The sequence below is a fragment of the Paenibacillus tepidiphilus genome, from assembly GCF_008635795.1.
In the GTDB taxonomy this organism is placed as follows: Bacteria; Bacillota; Bacilli; order Paenibacillales; family Paenibacillaceae; genus Paenibacillus_AQ; species Paenibacillus_AQ tepidiphilus.
The window spans coordinates 1-22,013 of record NZ_VWRQ01000012.1 but is presented as its reverse complement, the minus strand read 5'-3'; the positions used below and the strand labels follow the sequence as shown (position 1 = coordinate 22,013).

Here is a 22,013-nt window from a genome sequence, read left to right as displayed (position 1 = left end):
TTGTGTGCGGATGCTCTTCCTGCCGTCACCGGACACCCGGCAGCTTGATCACCGACACCTTGGTTCCGGCCGTAATTCCGCGCATGTCCGGCGGTACGATAACCAGACAATCGCTGTCCTTGATAGTTACCATAACGGATGACTCGTCAATAAAGGCCGGATACGCAACGAGTCTGCCCTCTTCAACCTCCAGCCGGGCCCGCACAAACCGGGTGAAGTTGTTCACCTTGGTATAATCAGCCCCCAGCACAGCGGTCCACTCCGGCAAGAATGGCTCGGCAGCTCCCTGCATTCTGGCGATAAGCGGACGGGCGAACAAATGGAACCCGACGAAGCAAGCACCCGGGTTGCCAGACAGGGCGAGCAGCACCTTGCCGCCGCGAACGGCCGCAGTCGTTACACTGCCCGGACGCATGGCCACCTTGTTGAACAGCATCTCTCCACTGTGCTCCCGGACCAGATCGCCCATAATGTCATGGTCGCCCACCGAGACCCCGCCGGTCGTAATGACCAGATCATAGCTCTCCAGTGCCATCTGCACTTTGGTGCGGGCCAGCTCCAAATTGTCGGAGATTGCACCCAGCATGACAGCTTCGCCGCCAGCTTCTCGGATCAGCGCTTCCAGCATCGGTGAGTTGCTGTTGCGGATCTTGCCGGGTTCAAGCGGCTGATCGACCTCAAGCAGCTCCGAGCCGGTGGCGATTACCGCCACCTTGGGACGTCTGCCCACCTTCACGGTATGCACGCCGAAGGCAGCCAAGGCAGCAATTTCTCCAGGCGTAATCAAACGCCCGGCAGCCAGAATTTCGTCACCTTCCCGGAGCTCAAGTCCCGCCGGAGAGATATTGCGTGCGGCTTGCTGGGGTTTGCGCAAGCCTACATAAGTAATGCCGTTCTCCTCCCGGGTCTCGGTCACTTCAAGCATTGCCACCGTATCTGCACCCTCCGGAACCTGTGCCCCCGTCATGATGCGTGCTGCTGTACCCGAGGTCACGGTCCGAGAAGACACGGTACCGCAGGGAATATTGTCGATGACCTCCAGCCAGACCTGTTCCCCGTTACTGCAGGGCTCGGTATCGGCAGCGATCAATGCGTAACCGTCCATGCCGGAACGGTTGAACGCCGGAAACGGATGCGGAGCATAGATCGGCTCCGCCAAATAACGCCCGCAGCTGGCGCTGAGCGAAATCTCTTCCGGTTCAAGCGCTGTCGCGTAAGTCATGACTTTATGCTGCGCCTCTGGCACCTGCAGTGCTCTGCGCTGAAATTTGCCGTCTTGCGGCTTCTCTTGCATACTCATCATCTCCTCCTCTTGCTGCCTGAATAGGTTACATCTCTACTGATTGTAACATGGGTCAATATAAAGTAAAATTTCCCGGCAGCACTAAGTATCCTTAACAACCGCAATAAAGCGGAGCCTCAGCCTCACGGCAAAGCTCCGCTTTATTTGTACTGCCACTATTCGTTACGAGGCGCGGATAACCCGCACATCAGCGGGGATGATCCGTTCGCCTTCATATAGCATAAAGCGGCCGTTCTGCCACTCTAACCGCAGCAGATGTGAATCATCCGACTGGTATTGCCAGACATGCTGCTGGCCGCCGTTCATAAACGGCGTTTGTCCCGCTACCGCAACATAACCTTCATATTCTTCTTCCATATAGAACGTCCGTTCGTCGAGCTCCAGCGTAGCTGGAACTTCCGCCGGATTGTCCAGTCTGCCGTCAATCGGCAGATACAGCGTGTATTGCAGCTGTTCCCGCTGCTCCACATGCAAATAAGAGATACGGCTGCCGTCACGCAGCGTCAGCACTGACGCGTTCCGCCCGCTCGTCTTGGTCCGGCCGGTCACCTCATAGGTTACTAGCGATACCTCACAGATATCGCCGGGTGACAAATCCAGCATACTTTTCGGCGCGGACGGCGGTTCCGGCTTGGAGAATAAATTGCCGATCCGTTTCCAAATTCCCAAGGTCTCCTCAGTCCTCCTACGGCTTGCTTCCAATCCAAATGTACAATTTCTGTTGTTAACTCCAATAATAAAGCCTAGCTTAGTATAAATGCCGCAATAATCATAGCGCCGATGACATGAAGTGTGCCAGATAGCAGTCCGTAGCCGATTTTGCCCGTTTGCGTGCCATGGTCAAGATCGATTTTACCCATCCGGCCAAGCAGCCAATGAACAACCTTCTCTAAGATAAACAACAGCCAGAATGATATGATGGAGAACTGCAGCGCATCCCCTAAACTGCTGGAAGCGGCAATGGAGGCAGCCAAAATGCAGGTCTGCGCCAGCAGCTTCAGCACAAAACGCGTCGTTACCGCCATATTGCCGGCCTTCAGTTCTTCCAAATCATTGTACCGGGTAAACAGCGAATCAACGACCATCAGCACACACAGCAGCACCGCCCCGCTGGCCGTCCAGACTGCCATGGACACCATAGTGTGGAAATCCATTGCCTTAGCCCCCGCTTGCTCAATTTCACTGCCCGGAACGGGCAGCCCACAACAAGCGAAGGAGAAACCGCAACGTTCTGTCTCTCCTTCGCTTCATTACTTATCTTATTGTTAACCGGGTACCGTCAAGCTGTCTTACTGCTGCTTGTCGTACTGCTTCATCAACGCCGCCAGCTCATCTTCCACAGCCTGGTCCTTGCCGAGCTTCTCGAACTCATCGTCCAGCGATTTGTTGCCCGATTGCATTTCGTTGCTTGCTTCAGCCTGGGCTTCGGCAGCCAGCATCTTCTCTTCCATACGCTTCAAGCCTGCTGAAGCCGAATCGGAACTGAAGCCGCTCATGGCTTTGTTAATTTCAGTCTGTGCTTTCGCGGCGTTGTAACGGGCTACCAGCGTTTCGCGTTTGTTCTTCATCTGGGTAAGCTGCTTGCGCATTTCCTCCAGCTTGGAACGCAGATTGTCGGCCGATGCCTTGTTCTGCTCGAAGCTCGTCTTGTATTCCACCAGCTTGGCTTCAGCAGCCTTCTTCTCTTCCAGCGCGCGGCGGGCCAGATCAGCGTTGCCGGCCTGTGCTGCAGTGTGCGCCTGCTGGTTACGCTTGGCAACGAGGGCTTCCTGCTCCTCATACAGCTGCTTGAACTTCTTCTCAATGGCGATCTGCGCGGCTACCGCTTTCTCGGCATCCTCCAAATCCTCGGTCATATCACGGATATACTGGTCAGTCATTTTAATCGGATCTTCGGCTTTGTCGATAATCGCATTCACATTGGACATGGTTAGATCACGCAATCTCTTAAAAATAGACATGGGTCATTCCTCCAGGTTAAAAGTAAATTTGTTATTTGCTTATCTTTTACGCAAGAGAATTCATCTACGTTTCAAAAATGTTGCGTTAAATATTGATCGACTTTGCCGCGCACAATTTCCACGACCTCTGTAATGCCTTCTTTGCTCAGCTGGTCGTAATGAATTCCCATTACGACGCTTACCGTCCGGTTCAGTTGCCGCGCCGCTTGCAGGGCGATGCCCTCGCTGAGCGTATGCTCCTTGTGGTGCGGCACCGCTGCCGTGGTTACCTTCCATTCTGCTCCGTCCTGATAGGCAGTGCTGGCTGCGCCAATGTGGCGGACACCACCGCCGATGATCAGCAGCAAGTCTTCGCCGACCTCAATAGCCGTCAGGTCAATATCCGATAAATCAGGGGTACCTTCAGCCATGCGGCATCTCCCTCCTATATATTACCCAGCAATCGGCAGATTCCGCGGGCTGCAGCCAACATCCATGCGCTATATTCTCACACAATCCCGCGGATTTCATCCAGGGAGCCGATGTTCTCTTCGATCATCAGCTGCTGAAGCTCCTCCACCAGCGTGCTGCCCGCCCGCAGATTCATGAAGTTATAAGTTCCCACTTGAATAACCGTGGCACCGGCCATTATAAATTCCAGAATATCCGCCGCACAGGTAATGCCGCCCATCCCGATGACCGGGATGCTTACCCGCTTCGCCACCTGATGGACCATACGCAGCGCCACCGGCTTAATGGCAGGGCCGGACAGGCCAGCGTACAGATTGTCGAACACACTGCGGCGTTTGCGGATATCAATCTTCATGCCGGAGATTGTATTAATCAACGAGACGGCATCTGCGCCTTCCTCCTGGCACATGACCGCCATCTCGGCAACATCCTCGGCGTTCGGTGACAGCTTCACTGCCAGCGGCAGCTTCGTCGCGGCCCGGACCGCACGGACAACCTCACGCGCAGCCACAGTCTTCACACCGAAAGCGATCCCGCCTTCCTTCACATTGGGGCAGGAAATGTTCAGTTCAATCATGTCTACTGCAGTCTGACCGGCCAGCAGGCGGCGGTCCGCATCCTCCTGGATCAGTTCCGCTCCCCTGACATACTCCTGCAGCGTGTTGCCGCCCAGGTTGACAATCCGGGCCGTATCCAGCGTCTCCCAGTACGGCAGCTCCTTGGCAAGGAATGCCTCTACCCCCGGATTCTCCAGTCCGACGCTATTCAGCATGCCCGAAGCCGTCTCGTATACACGCAGGCCTGCATTGCCGGCCTTGGGATTAAGCGTTAGTCCCTTCCCGGAAATTCCGCCCAGCACCGATACATCATACAGCTTGCCGTATTCGCGGCCGAAGCCGAAGGTGCCGGAGGCCATAACGATCGGATTCTTGAACTGAACTCCGGCAATGGTTGCGGTTGTATTAACCATGGAAGAGCACCTCCTCGGCCAGGAAGACAGGTCCGTCTGCACAAGCCTTACGATTGCCGTCGCGGCAGGAGACACTGCAGACGAGGCATGCACCGACGCCGCAGGCCATCCGGTTCTCCAGCGACAAATAGACTTTCGGCTGTTTGCCGGCTGTCCCGGCTGCCATAGCCTTGAGCTGTGCCGCCTTCAGCATCGGGTGTGGACCGCAGACGAAGATATGATCGTACTGCGCAAAATCAACATCCTCCAGCACCAGCCCGCCGACATTGACGGTCAATTCCGCCGCATGCGGACGGAAAGCTTCAGTCATGTAAGACTCTTTGCTGAAGCCTAAGTAAATATCGCTCCCGGGGAGCTCCTGTGCACAGTAATACAGCGGCGCGATACCGATGCCGCCGCCGACCAGCGCCACCTTACCCGTGACTGCGGGGAAACCGTTGCCGAAGGGGCCTTCCAGGCTCAGGGAATCTCCAGGCTTCAGCTCCGCCAGGATTCTTGTCCCTTCTCCGACCACATGATAGAGGAATTCGACCCCGTCCCCGTTGACCCGGTGGATGCTCAGGGGTCTGGACAAGAGCGGATAGGCTCCCCATGCCCGCAGCATGTAGAATTGACCCATCGCGCCGCCGTAGTCCCCCCTCACCCGCAGATGATACACGCCGTTTACCAGCCGCTCGTTACTGATTACTGTCGCCACGTTATCAAGCTCCTTCAAATTTAATCTTATTAACCATGCCCCAGAAGGAGTTTAATTTCCGTGATAAAAGTCACAAACAATCTCCGTTATTTCCGTTTCCACAAGCCGCGTTCATACGGGGCCGGCACACGCCCTTTATCTATACCGACAAGCGCCTCCTCGGCATGCAGCGCCCAGTAGGGATCGTTCAGCATCGCCCGGCCGACGGCCACCAGCTCGGCCTTGCCGCCGCTAACAACGGCCTGGGCATCTTCGTATGCTTCCAGACGGCCGACGGCGATGACAGGCACGTCCAGCGCGCTGCGGACAGCTTCGGCGAGAGCTGTCTGGTATCCGGGTCCGGCACCAGGAACGCCGCCGGAGCCAATGGGCCCTTCTCCGCCGGAAGACACATGGAACATATCGACCCCGGCCTCCTGATAGCGGCGGCAGAATTCGAGCGCATAGTCTTGCCCATAGCCGCCTTCCACGTATTCCAGGGCTGATACCCGCATCAGCACCGGCATTTCATCCGGCAGCGCTGCCTTGACCGCCCGCACCACTTCCTCCCCGAACAGCAAGGGGTCCGCCCCATATTTGTCGTCCCGCTGATTGGTGAGCGGGGAGTGGAACTGATGGATCAGGTATCCGTGCGCGCCGTGAATCTCCACGCTATCGAATCCCGCCTCCGCTGCCCGCCCGGCGGCTGCGCCATATGCAGCGATGAGCTCTTCCGCTTCAGCGGTCGTCAGGGCGCGCGGAGTCTTGGAGCGCTCGTCGAAAGGGATTGCCGAAGGAGCGACCGGCGGCTCCGCATCCAGCGCTTTACGGCCGGCATGGCCAAGCTGGATAGCAATGTGGGAGCCGTGGGCGTGCACGGCATCCGTAATTCTGCGCCAGGCGGCCACCTGCTCATCGTTCCAGATTCCGGTGTCGCGATTGGTGATTCGGCCATCGGGATGAATCCCGCTCATTTCGGCGATGATCAGACCTGTGCCGCCAACCGCGCGGCTGACGTAATGCACATAATGCCACTCACCGGGCACTCCGTCCTGCTGCTCCACCGCATATTGGCACATCGGCGGCATCACGATCCGGTTCTTCAATTGAAGCCCCTTCAGCTCATAAGGCGTAAACAAATCCGTCATGGTTCCTCCACCTTCCATTAAATATGTATCTATCCTCCGGGTATGTCTCCCGTAAATCCAGTATACACGTTAACTTTGGGTCTAGAAAATATACAACGTTTACGAGCCGGCATAGGATTCCGCCGCCCTGGACATAACAAGGGAGTACAACATGCAGCGGACGAACTTTAAGGAGGGGATAACAGCATGAACCGGAGAAGCGGCAGAAGAACACTGCTTATGGTGGCGGCACTGCTTGGATTAATCTTCGGCGACCTCACGGCGGCCGGCCATCTCCCCGTGTCCGCCGCTTCGGGCCAGCCGGAGACGGATTCGGGCAAGGATTACGGACTTCACAGCGGACCAAGCGATTCCTCCCTGCCCGCAGCGGCCCGGAGAAGGCAGCGCAGCAAAGGCCTGTCTCTGGCCCAGCTCATGCGTAAATACCCGGAAACGCTGGTGTCCCAAGGGCCCCGCCTGCGGATTGTGGCGCTGACCTTCGACGATGTGCCCGATCCGCGCTTCACGCCGCAGCTGCTTGAGGTGCTGCGCCGGAATCATGTGAAGGCCACCTTCTTCGTCGTCGGCAGCCGTGCGGAGAAGCATCCGCGCATTATCGCGCAAATGGTGCGGGACGGACACTCCATCGGCAACCATTCCTATAATCATCCGGAGTTCGGCCGGCTCAGCATGCCGGAATTCCGTTCGCAAATTATGCGCACCGAGCATATTCTCAAGGCGCAGACCGGCCGCAGGCCACGCCTGATCCGCCCGCCCTACGGCGACATCAGTGAAGTCCAGGTGAAATGGGCCCGTGACCGGGGCTATAAGCTGGTCAACTGGAATGTGGACTCGCTGGACTGGAAGAGCCTGCCGAAAGCGCAGATCCGCAACAACATACTAGCGCATACTGGCAAAGGTGCGATTATTCTGCAGCATGGCGGAGGCGGCCGCAGCAGCAATCTGGAGGGCACGATCCAGGCTCTGCCGGAGGTCATCCAGATTCTGCGCAAAAGAGGCTACACCTTCGTAACGGTACCGCAAATGCTGGAGTATGGCAGCAATAACCGGAAGCGGAATTAGCTCCGGCAAAACGAAAAAAGGAAACGAGACACCGGGCGGTGTGCTGCGTTTCCTTTTTTAATAATTATGTCCTAATCCACAAAATACAAATTGACATATTGAAAGCCGAATTCGGAGACAAAGCTCTGGCTGCCGGGAATGAAAATATCAATCCGGTTCCCCTTGATCGCACTGCCCGCATCGGTTGCCGTGGCGATGAACGCCTGCTTCGGCAGACCGGGATGCGCATGGCCTGTTACCAGCACCTTCGTTCCGAACGGAATAATGCTGGGGTCAACGGCAATTGTTCCAAGCTTGAGCGGGTTGCCGAAGTAATCCACCGGTCCCCAGCCGCCGTTCTCGCTGGCAGCGGAGGAGTAAGCGCTCGCTTTAACCTGCAGCACCTTCGAATAGCTGAATGATTTGCCCCAGGCTTCCACTGTCTTGGCTGCGGCCTGCACATTCAGAATCGCTGAACTGAAGTCCTGCCCTGCGGCAGTTTCAGCAGCCACCGTCTTGGCTGACATTACGCCTGGAATGTTCAGTCTTAATCCGGGGTAAATATTGAGCGCATCCACCGACTGGTTGGCTTCCTTCAATTCAGGAATGCTGATGCCGTAATAATTCGATAATGTATAATAAGTAGTGGTTGCTCCGGCAACATGGATGCTGTCCGCTTTGGCCGGAGCGGCGGAAAGCAGCGTGCCTGCGCCGATAAGTGCGGCGGCGGCGATAGCTCCGAATCTGAATTTCATGTGCTCCTCCTCTATGTACCTGCTTCATGCCTGTCCATCAGTACTGTGTATGTTAAATAACAGTTATGAATATATCACAATTTTGTAACCAATGCGCATGAAAATGTTACCAACACGTTATAATCATTGATTTCATACGCATTTCCGCATGATAAGTGTTTACATTTTGTTATAACTTTTGAAATCGGGTTAATAAAGCGGCGAACCGCTTTACCGCCTATGGCAGATTTTACACAGCGTTAACATTTCCCCCTCTTTCCCATAGTAGAATAAATAAGCAGCTCCTGAATTGAAAGATTGCCGCGAAATCAATAGAATAATAGATAAGAAGCACATTTGGAGGGTCAATAACGTGAATACAGATGACAAGAAAAGCAATCACAGCAGCCCAGCTGCCGCCTATCTTAACCGGGACCTCAGCTGGATTGAATTTAACCGCCGGGTACTGCGGGAAGCACAGGAATCCGATAACCCGCTGATGGAACGGGCCAAGTTCCTGGCCATCACCTCCAGCAATCTCGATGAGTTCATCAGCGTCCGCGTGGCCGGTATCCAGGATCAGATCAGAGCGGGCTATACCAAGATGGATTTTACAGGTTATACACCGTCGGGTTTGTACAAACGCCTGATTAAGCGCGTCGGCAAAATGGTCAACGATCAATACCGCACCTTCCGTGAATTGACCCGGCACCTACATAAAGAAGGCGTTGTCTTTGTCGACTACGAGGATTTGACCCATGCCCAGGAGCAGGCCATTGAACAGTACTACCGGGATATTATCTTTCCGGTGCTGACACCGATGGCGGTGGATCAAAGCCGGCCGTTCCCGCTTGTGCACAGCCAGTTTATATACCTCGCTGTAGTGCTGACCCGCAAGGACAGCCAGGAGGATGAGCCATATTTCGCTATCCTGCAGATACCGTCCAACCTGCCGCGCTGCATTCCGCTGCCTCACCGCACCAACAGCAAGAAACGGCAGTTTGTGTTCATCGAGGACGTTATCCGCCATCATATCCAGACCTTATTCAGTGGCTATGATCCGGTGGCCGTGAATGAATTCCGCTTAACGCGCAACTCGGATTTGACCATTGATGAGGAGGGCGCCGAGGACCTGCTGGAAGAAATTGAGAAGGAATTGCGCAAGCGCCGCCGCGGGGTTCCCGCCCGGCTAGAGGTGCAGAAGGACATTCACCCCTATGCTCTGGAGCAGCTGCAGGCTGAATTCGAGCTGGAGGATTTCGTATTTGAAATTGACGGTCCGCTGGACCTCGGGTTTCTGCGGGGCTTCGCCGGCGGTCTGAAGGGCTTCAATTATTTGTACGAAGCTCCGATTGAGCCGGTCTATCCGGCGGAATTCGATGACAACGAGGATTTCTTCGAGGTGCTGCGCGAGAGAGACGTGCTGGTCTATCATCCGTATGAATCCTTTGACGCAATGGTCGATTTCATTACCCAGGCTTCCGAAGACGAACAGGTCATGGCTATCAAAATGACGCTATACCGCGTCAGCGGCAATTCTCCGCTGATCGCCGCCCTGGCTCATGCCGCCGAGTCCGGCAAGCAGGTGACGGTCGTTGTAGAGCTGAAGGCCCGCTTCGACGAAGAGCGGAATATCGCCTGGGCGCGCAAGCTGGAGCAGTCCGGCTGCCACGTCGTGTATGGTCTCGTCGGCCTTAAGACCCATGCCAAGATTACACTGATCGTCCGCCAGGAAGGCACGGAGCTGCGGCGATATGTCCATGTGGGCACAGGAAATTACAATGACAGCACCGCCAAGGCCTATACGGACATCAGTCTCTTTACCGACAATGCGGAAATCGGACTGGATGCCTCCGAGCTGTTCAATCAGATTACCGGATATTCGGCGAACTATGACTGGAACGCACTGATCGTCGCTCCGACCGATATGAGCATGAGCTTGCAGAAGCTGATTATGCGCGAGGCAGAGCATGCCGCAGCCGGCAGACCGGCACGGATTATCGCCAAGATGAATTCTCTTTCAAATCAAGAGGTCATTGACAGCCTGTACGGGGCTGCACAGGCCGGCGTATCAATCGATCTGATCATTCGCGGAGTCTGCTGCCTGCGTCCGGGCATTGAGGGCTTGAGTGAGCGGATCAGCGTGCGCAGCATCGTCGACCGCTTCCTGGAGCATTCGCGGATCTATTACTTCGAGAACGGCGGCGAGCCGGAAATTTATCTCTCCAGTGCCGACTGGATGACACGCAACCTGACCCGGCGGATTGAATTGATGTGTCCGGTGAAGGACAGCCTGATTCAGAGCCAGCTGGTTAACATTCTGGAGCTGTCGCTGCATGACAATGTGAAATCGAGCTTCCTGCAGCCCAACGGATATTATGAGCGGCCGGACGACAAAAAGGCCCCGTTCCGGAGCCAGTTCGTTGCGATGGATGTTACGCGTTGGAAGGGAAGTCAAGCTTTACTTTCAGACCCCAAGCCGTCTTGAACGCTTTGACTGCATTATCAATATCCTCCAGGCCGATAAGCACGTCGCCCGCCCCCTGCAATCCTACATGCAGCGTATTGCCGTGCAGGCGGGCATCCAGGCCGCGGATATAACCGATTTCTGTGCTGTCGAGCGCCATACTGAGCTGCACCAGTGTCCCCAGCTTGTGAATCCATTCCTCGTCGGAAGCCAGCAAAATGTCCTTGTGTGCCTGGGACAGTTTCTGCTTCCGGCTTTTTGTGCTGTACGAGGAAATGAAGGCGGACAGAATCAGCTGCCGGTGGCTGAGTCCGCGGATCGGCGCATTCATCAGCCAATAGCGGGTATGACGCTTGGATTGGTAGTAATTGATATTTGAGCCTGTGCGATGCAGCATCACGGCGACATAGATCAGCATCTCCTGCTCTTTGCGGTCGCCTTCGGGAGGAAAGGCCGAGAAGAGACTGAGTGCCAGCTTGTGAATACGCTCCAGATGGAGCCTTGGCGTGTGGATATCGAAGTGCATCAGCGTAGACAGGCTATATTCCAGCGCACTGTCCTTTACCGGCTGCTCCGGCTGCAGGAGATCATGCAGCATGCCCTCACGCAGCCCTTCCCCGCTGATATACGCCTGCCCCGCTCCAATGTAATGGTAGACGGTATGGAAGATGATGAGGCCTGAGACGATAATATCCGCCCGGCTCTTGGATAATCCGTCCATCTCCTTGCGCTTCTCGTAGGACAAGGCCGGCAGCACTTCCATAAAGCGTTCAATGGTCTCGCCGGATAGCCGGTAGCCGTGTGAATTGGGCAGCGAGTAATCCCTGTTCTTCTGGTCCAGCTTGCCGAGCGAGCGCAGCGTACCGCCAAGCCCGTAAAGCGGCAGCCCCGCCGCACCGCTCAGCCAGTCATGCTCCACCAGTCTGCCGGTCACATAGGCCTGAAGCTTGCGAACCTGCTCGGGGCTCCAGTTGCCGTGCTGGCTGAACAGCAAATTCGTGTTGACCGCGCCGAAGGGAAACGAGAAGCTGTGCTGATGGCGCCGGCCGCGGAACAATGTAACTTCCGTACTGCCGCCGCCGATATCAATGACAAAGCCGTCCTGGACATTGAAGGCGTTAATTACGCCCAGAAAGCCGAAATAAGCTTCCTGGTGACCTGTAATCACCTCAATTGAGATAGCCGCCTCCTCCGAAAGGTATGCAATTATTTCGGGGGAATTGGCCGCATTGCGGATAGCCGCAGTAGCACCGGCACGGATACGTTCGACGCCAAAGGAGCGGCAAATTTCCTTGAACTGCCGGAGCACCGGAATGATCGTGTCCATATCGCGCTTCTCCAGCCGGTTCTCCGGGGTAATCTTCTCGCTCAGGCGTGCGGAATACTTACACTCCTTAATGATCCGGTAACCACCTTCCGAGGTCGTATCATAAATGACCAGTCGTATGGAGTTGGAGCCTATATCAATAATGCCGATCCGGCAAAGTTCATCGCTCATGGGTTATGTACTCCTTTGCAAGTTAGTTTAGCCGATTATTTATATACTATATCACCCATTTCCTTCTCCGCCAAAAGCAAAACAGCCGCTGAACCCGAAAGTCAGCGGCCGTTCCTGCTTCTATCGCTTACAGGACCTTGCTCAGAAAATCCTTGGTACGGGCATGACGCGGGTTGCCGAATACCTCGGCCGGTGTGCCTTGCTCCACAATAAGTCCGCCGTCCATGAACAGAATGCGATCCCCCACCTCTCGGGCAAAGCCCATTTCATGGGTGACAATGACCATGGTCATTCCCTGCTCTGCCAGCTTCTTCATGACCTCAAGCACTTCGCCGACCATTTCAGGGTCAAGCGCCGAGGTCGGCTCGTCAAACAGCATGACATGCGGCTGCATCGCCAGCGCCCGGGCGATGGCGATCCGCTGCTTCTGTCCGCCGGAGAGCTGTGCCGGATAAGCATCCCGCTTATCCTCAAGGCCGACGGTGCGCAGTAGATCCATGGCGATCCCTTCGGCTTCGGATGCCCGCATTTTTTTGACCTTGACGGGCGCGAGCATTATATTCTCCAATACGGATTTGTGCGGGAACAGGTTGAACTGCTGGAACACCATACCCATTTTTTCGCGGGTCACGTTAATGTCATGCTTCTTGTCGGTAATTGATTGGCCCTCGAATGTAATCGAGCCGCCGGTCGGAATCTCCAGCAGGTTCAGACAACGCAGAAAGGTGCTCTTGCCCGAGCCGCTGGGTCCGATAACAACGACTACCTCGCCTTTCTGAATTTCCAGATCAATCCCCTTCAATATTTCCAGTTTACCGAAATGCTTCTGTAACTGATTAACGATGATCATCCGTATTCAGCTTCCTTTCCACCAGGCCAAGCAGCTTGGACAGGGTAAATGTCAATACAAAGTACATAACGGCAATCACCACAAGCGGAGTCAGGCCATCGTAAGTAATCGTTGTTATGGTTCTCGCCTGGAACAGCAGATCCGCCACGCCGATCATCGACACAATGGAGGATTCCTTGATAATGGTAATGAACTCATTGCCGATGGCCGGCAGCACATTCTTCAGTGCCTGCGGCAGCACAATGTAACGCATGGTCATTCCTTGGCGCATCCCCAGGGAACGCGCGGCTTCGGTCTGGCCCCGGTCTACGCCCTGGATACCGGCCCGGAAGATCTCGGCCAGATAGGCTGAACTGTTAATTGTCAGGGTAATCGCACCTGATTGCATTGGAGTAAACTCCAGTCCAAATTCCACCAGACCGTAATGAATCAGGAACAGCTGCACCAGCATCGGTGTGCCGCGGAGAAATTCCACCCAGGCGGTGGCGATGAACCGCAGCACCTTAATTTTGGACATGCGCATCAGGGAAACAATGATCCCCAGCACGAAGCCGAAGCAGACGCCCATGACAGCCAGGAGCAGCGTGTACCTTAAACCGGCAAAGAAAAAACTGCGGTATTCAATAGCAAGATCAAAAATATTCATGTCCGGCATAACCTCCTGTCTTAGAGATTGTCATATTTATTCAAAAAAATAGAAAACGGCGGATTACCGCCCGCCATTTTCCTAAAAGGTAAAGCATGTGCTGCCTTCACTCGCAGCTTCTGTTTACAGCATTCCGCGCAGTATCGGCGGACTCCGTCAGGCTTACTCGCCTTCGGCAAGCTCGCTTGCCGCCGCTACATACTCATCGATCTTGCCTTCATCCTTCAGGCGCTTGAGGGTGGCGTTCACTTGCCCCAGCAGCTCGTCATTGCCTTTCTTCACACCAACTACATAACCGTCGTCTTCCACTTCCGGAACAGCACCGGCGATGGCCAATCCATCCACATTCTTCACGAACGCTTTGGCAACCGGGCCTTCCATAATGGAGGCATCGACACGGTTGGATTGAAGCTGCAGGACGATTTCGGACATTTTGCTCAGGGAGGTCAATTGTGCGCCTTCAATCTCCTTCGCAATATCTTCCTGAATCGAGCCGGTCTGAATGCCGATCTTCGTTCCCTTCAGATCGTCCATCGTCGGGAAATAGTCCTTGTTCTCTTCACGGACGACTACGGCTTGTTCTGCGGAATAATAGATGTCGGATAATCCAACCTGTTTCGCACGGTCCGGATCAGGGCTAAGGCCCGAAATAACAATATCCACGCGTCCGCTGGACAGCTCGTTCAGCAGGGAATCGAACGGGAGATCCTTGATTTCCAGTTCAGCGCCCATATCGGCGGCGATATCCTTGGCAATATCAATGTCGAAGCCGACGATGGTATCCTTGCCGTCGATCATTTTATGAAATTCATACGGCGGGAAATCGGCGCTTGTGCCCAGAACCAGCTTCTTGGCTGCAGCGCCGCTGTTCGAATTCCCCTCAGCAGAGTTATCTGTGTTATTCGAACCGCATCCTGTGAGCAGTCCACCTGCAAGCAGCAATCCCAAAGAAAGTTTACCCCATTTATTCATCTCTGTATCTCCCCTGTTCTCTCAGTATTCTCCGTTGTCAGCAACCCGATTTATTATAAAGGACTTCGCATGATTATGCAAAGAAAATTTTGTGACGAAGTCTGCTGCGTTTTGCAATGACTGTTCTAATGAGGATATACTAGGTAATATCTCCATCCGGCCGCGGATTAACCGTTATGATTCACCGCACCTGCGGCGGTGGTATTAACTAGCTACAACACTTTTAGGAGGTGCTGACATGCTCTTGGAAGCGATGTATCATGTCCCCCGCGACAAATGGGCGTATGCCTATGACCACAAGACGATTCATTTGCGTGTCCGCACCAAAAAGGATGATGTGGACAGCGTTGTAGCCCTTACCGGCGACAAGTATGACTGGCATAAGACTTCATTTGATATCCCGATGGACAAGGCGGCGTCGGACGACATGTTCGATTACTGGGAAGCTGCGGTGCGCCCGAAATACAAGCGCCTCAGCTACACCTTCCGTGTCAGCAAGGGACAGGAAAGCGTCTATCTGCTGGATAACGGCATCCGCAGTGATTGTCCCGCTCCTCCAACCCACTTCTATGAGTTCCCCTACATACATGCAGCCGATCTGTTCCGGGTACCCAACTGGGCCAAGGATGCGGTATTCTACCAAATTATGACGGAGCGCTTCGCCAACGGCGACCCGGGCAACGATCCCGAAGGCACCGAACCCTGGGGCGGGACGCCGAAGTATGACAATTATTTTGGCGGAGATTTGCAGGGGGTTCTGGACCATCTCGATGATCTTCAGGAACTCGGCATCAACGCCGTTTATTTCACTCCGCTGTTTGTCTCCCCTTCCAACCACAAATACGATATCGTTGATTATAAAAAAGTCGATCCCCACTTCGGTGACAATGAACTGCTGCAAAAGGTGGTCGAAGAATGCCACAAGCGGGGTATCCGCGTGATGCTCGATGCCGTATTCAACCATTGCAGCGACAAGTTCCCGCCCTTTCAGGACGTGCTGGAGAAGGGTGAATACTCCGTGTACAAAGACTGGTTCCACATGAATTCCTTCCCGGCCCGGATAGTGGATGGCATCCCGACATATGACACCTTCGGCTTCTATGGTAATATGCCGAAGTTCAACACCGCCAACCGGGAAGTCAAAGCCTATCTGCTCGAAGTGGCTGAATACTGGATCAGGGAAATCAAAGTGGACGGCTGGCGGCTGGATGTCGCCAATGAGGTCGACCATCACTTCTGGCGCGACTTCCGCAAGGTCGTCAAGCAGGCCAATCCTGATGCCTATATTGTCGGCGAGGTCTGGAGCGATTCACTGAACTGGCTGCTCGGCGACCAGTTCGATTCCGTAATGAACTATCCCTTCTCCGGTACGGTGCTGGAATTCTTCAACGGCGGCATGGACAGCGTCACGTTCGGTGAACGGATCGGCGGACTGCTCATGCGGTACCCGCAGCAGACCAACGAGGTGGTCTTCAACCTGCTGGGCAGCCATGACACGCCGCGGCTCCTGTCCGTTGTCGGCGGCGACCGGCGGCGGCTTAAGCTGGCCGTAGTGTTCCTCTTCACCTTCATGGGAACGCCCTGCATCTATTACGGAGACGAAATCGGCCTGAGCGGCGGGGATGATCCTGACTGCCGGAAATGCATGGAATGGGATGAGCGCAAGCAGGACCGCGAGCTGTACGACTTTTACCGGCTGATGATTGCCCTGCGCAAGGACAACAAGGCCCTGCGGGAAGGCCGGTTCCGGATTCTCCAGGCCTGTAAGGGCGATCCCTGTATTGTCTATGAGCGTGCGGATGACATCATTCACTTTACAGTGTGGATGAATAATTCTCCGCAGCCCCGCACTCTGAGTCATCCGATGGAGACCGACGACTGGCAGGATGCCCTGACCGGTGAAGCCGTGGTCCCGGAGGGCGGTATGATGCATATCTCGCTTGACCCCTACGGTTACCGGATTCTCAGCCGGCTGCTGGGTTAAGCAGACTGCTGGTTAAACGAATGAATCTGGAGGGAGCCTTCAGGCTAACCTTCATAGTCAATTTCAATACCTTATGGGCTATAACCTGGCAATGTTCCTGTATCACAGCAAAAGAAGCTGTCCCAAGCGCCACCAGGGCTCCTTGGGACAGCTTCTTTCTTGTGCGCAATAATGCTATTGCGAAATTCCGTTGTAGATATCAATATACTGCTGGGCCGAGACATTCCAGCTGTAGTCACCTGCAAAAGCATTCTTGGCGATTCTTTTCCAATGCTCCGGCTGGTGATAATAGCTGACCGCCCGGCGCAGGGTATACAGCATGTCATGTGCGTTGAAATTCAGGAATGTGAATCCGTTCCCTTCACCGGTCTCTTCGTTGTACGCATGCACAGTATCGTTCAAGCCGCCCGTCTCCCGCACCACGGGAATACTGCCGTAACGCAGTGCAAGCAGCTGGCTGATGCCGCAGGGCTCAAACATGGAGGGCATCAGGAAGATGTCGCTGCCAGCATAGATTTTGCGGGAAAGCGCATCGCTGAACTGAATCTGCGCCGAGAGCTTGGAGGGATGGCGGAAGGCCGCTTCCCGGAACCAGTTCTCATAGAGCGCGTCCCCGGTACCCAGCAGCACGAACTGGATATCGTCGAAGTAGAGCATTTCATCCAGCACGCGCAGCACAAGATCAAGTCCCTTGGAGTCCACCAGCCGTGTCACCATCGCCACGAGCGGAATCTTAGGATCTACCGGCAGACCCAGCTCCAGCTGCAGGCCGGTCTTGTTCTCCGCTTTCTTGTCGAGATTGGAACGGTAACGCGTATAAATCTTCGGGTCTGTGTTAGGGTTATACGCCTTGGTGTCAATGCCGTTGACAATTCCGGCCAGCCGGTCGGAGCGAGAGCTAAGCAGCCCATCGAGTCCGTAACCATAATGCTCGGTACGTATTTCATGGGAATACGTCGGGCTGACGGTCGTTACATAATCGCTGTAAACGATCCCGCCCTTCATGTAGTTGATGTTGCCGTAATACTCCACACCCAGGAAGTAATTATCCGAGAGCCCCAGCAGATCGCCCAGTACGGAATACGGGAAGATTCCCTGGTAGAGCAGATTATGAATGGTGAATACGGTCTTCATCGTACTGTAATACGGGTCATGGCGATAATGGCCTTCCAGCAGCAGCGGGATAATCGCCGTATGCCAGTCATGGGCATGCAGCACATCCGGCTGGAAATCGATGTAGGGCAGGCACTCCAGGACTGCACGGCTGAAGAAGGCGAACCGTTCTGCATCATCCAGATGGCCGTATATACCGTCTCGGGCACCGAAGTAATATTCATTGTCGACAAAATAAACCGGGACACCGTCCAGCACCAGCTTCTGGATGCCGCAGTACTGCATACGCCAGCCCACGGGTACTTCAAGCACCGCAACCGTCTCAAGCTGGGTTAAGTACTCTTCCGGGACCGCTTTATATCTGGGCAAAATCACCCGCACATCCACGCCCGCGCTCTTCAGCGCTTTGGGCAGCGCTCCAATTACATCGGCCAGGCCGCCTGTCTTGACAAACGGATGGCCTTCGGCAGCAGCGAATAACACCTTCATTCAGATTCCCCCTTATAAAATACGGTTAGGCGATGTCTACTCTTTGTCTGTCTTCCCTTTGCGTCCCGCTTTCTTCAAGACCACAAAGCTTAGCGGCGGGAGTGTCAGCTCCAGACTGTGCGTCTGATTATGCCACTCCACCTTAACGCTCTTCAGCGGCGGGTTATGGAAGCCGGACCCGCCAAAGGCCGTATTCTCCGAGCTGAACAGCTCCTCATATACGCCCTGTCTCGGCACACCGATACGGTAGTTCCGCCGCTCCACCGGCTGGAAATTAACCAGCACGATCAAGGTATCAACCGGCCTCTTCCCCCGGCGGACATAGGATAGGACACTTTGGGCGCTGTCATCTGCGGTGAGCCACTGATAACCGGCCATGTCATGATCAAGCTCCCACAAGGCCTTCTCGGTTACATACAGCTTGTTCAGGGCGGCAGTAAAAGCCAGCATCCGGCGATGGCTTTCATAATCCAGCAGCAGCCAGTCCAGCTGATCCTGGTCCTTCCATTCAATAAACTGTCCGAATTCACCGCCCATGAAGAGCAGCTTCTTGCCGGGATGGGTGGCCTGATAGCCCAGCAGGAGCCGAAGGCCGGCAAATTTCTGCTCGTAGGAGCCCGGCATCTTGTCCAGCAACGATTTCTTGCCGTGCACTACCTCATCATGGGACAGCGGAAGTGCATAGTTCTCTGAATAGGCATAGGCTATCGGGAAGGTTAACAAATTATGATGGTAGGGGCGCGCCCCGAAATCATGCTCTATGTAACCCAGTGTATCGTTCATCCAGCCCATATTCCACTTGTAGTTGAACCCGAGTCCGCCTTCATGCACCGGAGCCGTCACACCCGGCCAGGCACTTGATTCCTCCGCCATCATCAGCGCTCTGGGATAGTGACGGAAGATGGCAGTATTCAGGCGCTGAATAAAGCTGATCGCCTCCAGGTTCTCCAAGCCGCCGTTCACGTTGCGTCTGTACTGGTGGCTGCCTTTTTCGAAATCGAGCCGCAGCATACTGGTTACCGCGTCCACCCGCATACCGTCGATGTGGTACACCTCAAACCAGAATAAGGCGTTCGAAATGAGGAACGACGAGATTTCGGGCTTGCTGAAGTCGAAGGACAGGGTCCCCCAGCCGGGCTTCTCGGCAAGCATCGGATCGGCGTATTCATACAGCGGCGCACCGTCGAACATCCGCAGGCCGTGTGCATCCTTGGCAAAATGGGCCGGAACCCAATCCAGAATGACACCTATGCCCGCCTGGTGCAGTTGATCAATCAGATACATGAGATCCTGCGGTTCACCGTAACGGCTGGTAGCGGCAAAATAACCGGTCCCTTGGTAGCCCCAGGATAAATCATACGGGTGTTCAGCTAATGGCATAAATTCAACATGGGTGTAGCTCATTTCCAGAAGATACGGAATCAGCAGACCGCTGAGTTCGCGGTAAGTGTACAGGCTGCCGTCTTCCTTCTGGCGCCAGGTGCCCATGTGCATCTCATAAATGTTGACCGGCTGGTTGTATGGGGCTTTGGTCCTGCGCCGCCAGGCGGCATCCCCCCAGGTATATCCGCCCAGATCCGCAACCACGGAAGCTGTTGCCGGCCGGACTTCAGCTTTAAAGGCATAGGGATCGGCCTTCAGAAAGCTTGCGCCATCTGCACCGATTATACGGTATTTGTATAAAGTTCCCTGCCCTACTCCCGGAAAAAAGCGACTCCAAAATCCCGAATCGGGTATCTTATATAACGAGTCCGCATCGCTTGTTCCGTCCCAGTCGTTATGATCTCCAGCAATTCCTACATATGTCGCATGAGGAGCCCAGACGGTAAAACGAACTCCCGCCTTCCCTTCTTCAGCGGCAATGTGCGCGCCCAGCGTCCTGTAGCTGCGATAATTGGTGCCCTCATGAAACAAATAAATATCATCGGAAGTCGGTAGGTATTCTTGGTTCAGGATGTCAGGCAAATTATCATCACCTCTATATATTTGAAATGCACCTATTACATTACCCGAATGTATGCCGTTTGAAAATGATTTGTAGTCATAATTAGTGTTTTTCAGGCATAAAAAAAACTTGTGCAATTTTTTGTGCAAACTGCGCAACTATTTTGCATAAGATCGTTTCAACCACTGTCCGTACGTTTATATTACAAGCATTGACAAAAAAATGGGAGGGATAACAAATGAGTAAGAAAGAATGTGTCGCCATGCTCCTGGCAGGCGGGGAAGGCCGCAGATTGGCCCCCTTGACCACAGCAATGGCAAAGCCTGCAGTCCCTTTCGGTGGACAGTACAGAATAATCGATTTCCCGCTTAGCAATTGTGTAAATTCCAATATCGACACGGTCGGCGTACTGACCCAGTACGAAGCCAATTCCTTGCATAGCCATATCGGTGAAGGAGAACCCTGGGGTCTCCATACTAAGAAAGACAGCGGCGTCAGATTGCTGCCATCGGGTGTGGACGGCAGAGACAGTTACACCGGAACAGCAGACGCTATTTATAAGAATATTCAATTCATCGACGAGCATGCGCCGGAGCATGTTCTGATTCTCTCCGCGGATCATATATACCATATGGATTACCGGAAGATGCTCGATTATCACGTCAGCAAAGGGGCAAAGGCCACGATCTCCGTGATGGAGGTGCCTTGGGACGAAGCCAGCCGCTTTGGTGTCATGAATGTGAATGAGGAGCTAAAGATTTCCGAATTCGCCGAGAAGCCGAAGGAGCCGCAGAGCAATCTGGCCTCTATGGGCATCTACCTGTTCCGCTGGGATTACCTGAAGGAGCATCTGCTGCGCGATGCCGAGAACACCACATCCAGCCATGACTTCGGCAAAGACGTCATTCCGGCCATGCTGGAAGGCAATGACGATCTCTTCGCTTACCGCTTTGACGGTTACTGGAGAGATGTAGGTACAGTGGCCAGTCTCTGGGATGCCCACATGGATCTGCTTCAGGAGAACAACGGCTTCCAGCTTGATAATGCCCACTGGCCGATGTACAGCCGCGCCCGCCGGGCCAAGACTTCCAACAAGCCGCGTGTGCCGGTGCTGGCGGCGGACTGCCTGGTGAACGAAACCTGCCTGCTGGAAGGCAATCTGCAGCGTTCCGTCGTCTTCGGCGGTGTAGAGATCGGCAAGCTGAGCATGATCAAGTACAGCATCGTCATGCCGGGCGCACGTATCGGACGCGGCGTACTGATTGAGAATGCCATCATCGGTGAAGGAGCCGTCATCAAGGATGGTGCAATCATCAAGGGCAGTGCCGATAACATTGTCGTTGTCGGACCGCATGAGATCGTCGCCGCCAAACCGGTGATCCGTACCCAACCTTCGCGTCTGCTGCAGGAGGTTTACGAGAAGACCGGCAGATTACGCGCCGAAGGCCTTCCTTCATAATCAAGACTTTCTTCCATGCATAATTAGCCAAAAAGGGCTGTGTCACGGTCGTTAGACCAGGACACAGCCCTTTTTTATCTGGATATCATCATAAACTAAGCGACGGGATTTCCCCGCCGCTTAGTTATGAGTATTTATTCAGCCGGGTCTCCCCCGCTCTGCTCCGTGCTTTCAGGTAAGGGTGCCGGTGGTCGTTCATCTGTTGTCGGCAGAATCAGGACCACCCGTCCAACGGGTGGTTTGCTCTAGGGGTATAACCCCTTGTTGCCAAACTGCGCCTAAAGACGCTAGCCTGACCATACAATTG

The 22,013-nt window shown here is 54.5% G+C and carries 19 protein-coding genes; 4 read left to right on the top strand and 15 right to left on the bottom strand.

Annotation, left to right across the window (positions count from 1 at the left end; genetic code table 11):
• Nucleotides 1-25: 25 nt before the first annotated feature.
• The 8 genes from F1379_RS16100 to F1379_RS16065 form a co-directional block, all read right to left on the bottom strand.
• Entirely contained in the window at nucleotides 26-1,300 is a 1,275-nt protein-coding gene (locus tag F1379_RS16100) for a molybdopterin molybdotransferase MoeA (protein ID WP_150271576.1), read from the bottom strand.
• A gap of 165 nt (nucleotides 1,301-1,465) precedes the next feature.
• Nucleotides 1,466-1,972 carry a DUF4178 domain-containing protein gene (locus F1379_RS16095; RefSeq protein WP_150271574.1) on the bottom strand — a complete coding sequence of 169 codons (507 nt, stop codon included), beginning with the start codon at nucleotides 1,970-1,972 and terminating at the stop codon, nucleotides 1,466-1,468.
• Between the two features lie 74 nt (nucleotides 1,973-2,046).
• Nucleotides 2,047-2,457, bottom strand: a complete 411-nt coding sequence (locus F1379_RS16090; protein WP_150271571.1) for a DUF350 domain-containing protein — start codon at nucleotides 2,455-2,457, stop codon at nucleotides 2,047-2,049.
• A 135-nt stretch (nucleotides 2,458-2,592) separates the two neighbouring features.
• The gene (locus F1379_RS16085; protein ID WP_150271569.1) at nucleotides 2,593-3,264 is read right to left on the bottom strand and encodes a PspA/IM30 family protein; all 672 of its coding nucleotides are present in this window, start codon (nucleotides 3,262-3,264) and stop codon (nucleotides 2,593-2,595) included.
• A gap of 71 nt (nucleotides 3,265-3,335) precedes the next feature.
• Nucleotides 3,336-3,674 (bottom strand): prenylated flavin chaperone LpdD, encoded by a 339-nt coding sequence (gene lpdD, locus F1379_RS16080; protein WP_150271567.1) that lies wholly within the window; start codon nucleotides 3,672-3,674, stop codon nucleotides 3,336-3,338.
• A gap of 77 nt (nucleotides 3,675-3,751) precedes the next feature.
• Nucleotides 3,752-4,684 carry a dihydroorotate dehydrogenase gene (locus F1379_RS16075; protein ID WP_150271565.1) on the bottom strand — a complete coding sequence of 311 codons (933 nt, stop codon included), beginning with the start codon at nucleotides 4,682-4,684 and terminating at the stop codon, nucleotides 3,752-3,754.
• Nucleotides 4,677-5,381 carry a dihydroorotate dehydrogenase electron transfer subunit gene (locus F1379_RS16070; RefSeq protein ID WP_150271562.1) on the bottom strand — a complete coding sequence of 235 codons (705 nt, stop codon included), beginning with the start codon at nucleotides 5,379-5,381 and terminating at the stop codon, nucleotides 4,677-4,679. Before F1379_RS16070 ends, F1379_RS16075 begins: the two co-directional genes overlap by 8 nt.
• Before the next feature lie 86 nt (nucleotides 5,382-5,467).
• Nucleotides 5,468-6,508, bottom strand: a complete 1,041-nt coding sequence (locus F1379_RS16065) for an oxidoreductase (RefSeq protein WP_150271560.1) — start codon at nucleotides 6,506-6,508, stop codon at nucleotides 5,468-5,470.
• Between the two features lie 186 nt (nucleotides 6,509-6,694).
• On the opposite strand from F1379_RS16065, the gene F1379_RS16060 reads away from it, so the two are divergent.
• The gene (locus tag F1379_RS16060; protein ID WP_239004697.1) at nucleotides 6,695-7,570 is read left to right on the top strand and encodes a polysaccharide deacetylase family protein; all 876 of its coding nucleotides are present in this window, start codon (nucleotides 6,695-6,697) and stop codon (nucleotides 7,568-7,570) included.
• A 71-nt stretch (nucleotides 7,571-7,641) separates the two neighbouring features.
• Here F1379_RS16060 and F1379_RS16055 read toward each other — a convergent pair whose 3' ends face one another.
• Nucleotides 7,642-8,304: a 3D domain-containing protein gene (locus F1379_RS16055; protein WP_150271558.1), complete on the bottom strand. Its 663-nt coding sequence runs from the start codon at nucleotides 8,302-8,304 to the stop codon at nucleotides 7,642-7,644.
• A 352-nt stretch (nucleotides 8,305-8,656) separates the two neighbouring features.
• On the opposite strand from F1379_RS16055, the gene ppk1 reads away from it, so the two are divergent.
• Nucleotides 8,657-10,771, top strand: coding sequence for a polyphosphate kinase 1 (ppk1, locus tag F1379_RS16050; protein ID WP_150271556.1), 2,115 nt, complete (start codon nucleotides 8,657-8,659; stop codon nucleotides 10,769-10,771).
• Here the strand turns inward: ppk1 and F1379_RS16045 are convergent.
• The 4 genes from F1379_RS16045 to F1379_RS16030 all read right to left on the bottom strand — a co-directional run bounded on the left by F1379_RS16045 (nucleotide 10,719) and on the right by F1379_RS16030 (nucleotide 14,716).
• The gene (locus tag F1379_RS16045) at nucleotides 10,719-12,248 is read right to left on the bottom strand and encodes a Ppx/GppA phosphatase family protein (RefSeq protein ID WP_150271554.1); all 1,530 of its coding nucleotides are present in this window, start codon (nucleotides 12,246-12,248) and stop codon (nucleotides 10,719-10,721) included. The genes ppk1 and F1379_RS16045 overlap by 53 nt on opposite strands.
• A gap of 127 nt (nucleotides 12,249-12,375) precedes the next feature.
• Nucleotides 12,376-13,098, bottom strand: coding sequence for an amino acid ABC transporter ATP-binding protein (locus F1379_RS16040; protein ID WP_150271552.1), 723 nt, complete (start codon nucleotides 13,096-13,098; stop codon nucleotides 12,376-12,378).
• The gene (locus tag F1379_RS16035) at nucleotides 13,085-13,744 is read right to left on the bottom strand and encodes an amino acid ABC transporter permease (protein ID WP_150271549.1); all 660 of its coding nucleotides are present in this window, start codon (nucleotides 13,742-13,744) and stop codon (nucleotides 13,085-13,087) included. Before F1379_RS16035 ends, F1379_RS16040 begins: the two co-directional genes overlap by 14 nt.
• A gap of 162 nt (nucleotides 13,745-13,906) precedes the next feature.
• Nucleotides 13,907-14,716 (bottom strand): transporter substrate-binding domain-containing protein, encoded by an 810-nt coding sequence (locus tag F1379_RS16030; RefSeq protein WP_150271547.1) that lies wholly within the window; start codon nucleotides 14,714-14,716, stop codon nucleotides 13,907-13,909.
• A gap of 238 nt (nucleotides 14,717-14,954) precedes the next feature.
• Between F1379_RS16030 and F1379_RS16025 the strand changes: the two genes are divergently transcribed.
• Nucleotides 14,955-16,700 carry an alpha-glycosidase gene (locus F1379_RS16025; protein WP_150271545.1) on the top strand — a complete coding sequence of 582 codons (1,746 nt, stop codon included), beginning with the start codon at nucleotides 14,955-14,957 and terminating at the stop codon, nucleotides 16,698-16,700.
• A gap of 174 nt (nucleotides 16,701-16,874) precedes the next feature.
• On the opposite strand, the gene glgA is transcribed toward F1379_RS16025, so the two are convergent.
• Together glgA and glgB are read right to left on the bottom strand one after the other, a co-directional pair.
• Nucleotides 16,875-18,302 carry a glycogen synthase GlgA gene (gene glgA / locus F1379_RS16020; RefSeq protein WP_150271543.1) on the bottom strand — a complete coding sequence of 476 codons (1,428 nt, stop codon included), beginning with the start codon at nucleotides 18,300-18,302 and terminating at the stop codon, nucleotides 16,875-16,877.
• Between the two features lie 36 nt (nucleotides 18,303-18,338).
• A complete protein-coding gene (glgB, locus tag F1379_RS16015; protein WP_150271541.1) occupies nucleotides 18,339-20,267 on the bottom strand; it encodes a 1,4-alpha-glucan branching protein GlgB in 1,929 nt (642 codons plus the stop codon).
• Nucleotides 20,268-20,485: 218 nt separating this feature from the next.
• Between glgB and F1379_RS16010 the strand changes: the two genes are divergently transcribed.
• Nucleotides 20,486-21,706, top strand: a complete 1,221-nt coding sequence (locus F1379_RS16010; protein ID WP_150271538.1) for a glucose-1-phosphate adenylyltransferase — start codon at nucleotides 20,486-20,488, stop codon at nucleotides 21,704-21,706.
• Nucleotides 21,707-22,013: the final 307 nt, after the last annotated feature.

Coding starts and splice junctions, on each gene's coding strand:
- lpdD (WP_150271567.1), bottom strand. CDS start 3,674: ATGGCTGAAGGTACCCCTGATTTATCGGATATTGACCTGACGGCTATT.
- F1379_RS16025 (WP_150271545.1), top strand. CDS start 14,955: ATGCTCTTGGAAGCGATGTATCATGTCCCCCGCGACAAATGGGCGTAT.
- F1379_RS16075 (WP_150271565.1), bottom strand. CDS start 4,684: ATGGTTAATACAACCGCAACCATTGCCGGAGTTCAGTTCAAGAATCCG.
- F1379_RS16090 (WP_150271571.1), bottom strand. CDS start 2,457: ATGGATTTCCACACTATGGTGTCCATGGCAGTCTGGACGGCCAGCGGG.
- F1379_RS16065 (WP_150271560.1), bottom strand. CDS start 6,508: ATGACGGATTTGTTTACGCCTTATGAGCTGAAGGGGCTTCAATTGAAG.
- F1379_RS16060 (WP_239004697.1), top strand. CDS start 6,695: ATGAACCGGAGAAGCGGCAGAAGAACACTGCTTATGGTGGCGGCACTG.
- F1379_RS16045 (WP_150271554.1), bottom strand. CDS start 12,248: ATGAGCGATGAACTTTGCCGGATCGGCATTATTGATATAGGCTCCAAC.
- F1379_RS16055 (WP_150271558.1), bottom strand. CDS start 8,304: ATGAAATTCAGATTCGGAGCTATCGCCGCCGCCGCACTTATCGGCGCA.
- F1379_RS16040 (WP_150271552.1), bottom strand. CDS start 13,098: ATGATCATCGTTAATCAGTTACAGAAGCATTTCGGTAAACTGGAAATA.
- F1379_RS16030 (WP_150271547.1), bottom strand. CDS start 14,716: ATGAATAAATGGGGTAAACTTTCTTTGGGATTGCTGCTTGCAGGTGGA.
- F1379_RS16100 (WP_150271576.1), bottom strand. CDS start 1,300: ATGAGTATGCAAGAGAAGCCGCAAGACGGCAAATTTCAGCGCAGAGCA.
- F1379_RS16010 (WP_150271538.1), top strand. CDS start 20,486: ATGAGTAAGAAAGAATGTGTCGCCATGCTCCTGGCAGGCGGGGAAGGC.
- glgA (WP_150271543.1), bottom strand. CDS start 18,302: ATGAAGGTGTTATTCGCTGCTGCCGAAGGCCATCCGTTTGTCAAGACA.
- F1379_RS16035 (WP_150271549.1), bottom strand. CDS start 13,744: ATGAATATTTTTGATCTTGCTATTGAATACCGCAGTTTTTTCTTTGCC.
- F1379_RS16085 (WP_150271569.1), bottom strand. CDS start 3,264: ATGTCTATTTTTAAGAGATTGCGTGATCTAACCATGTCCAATGTGAAT.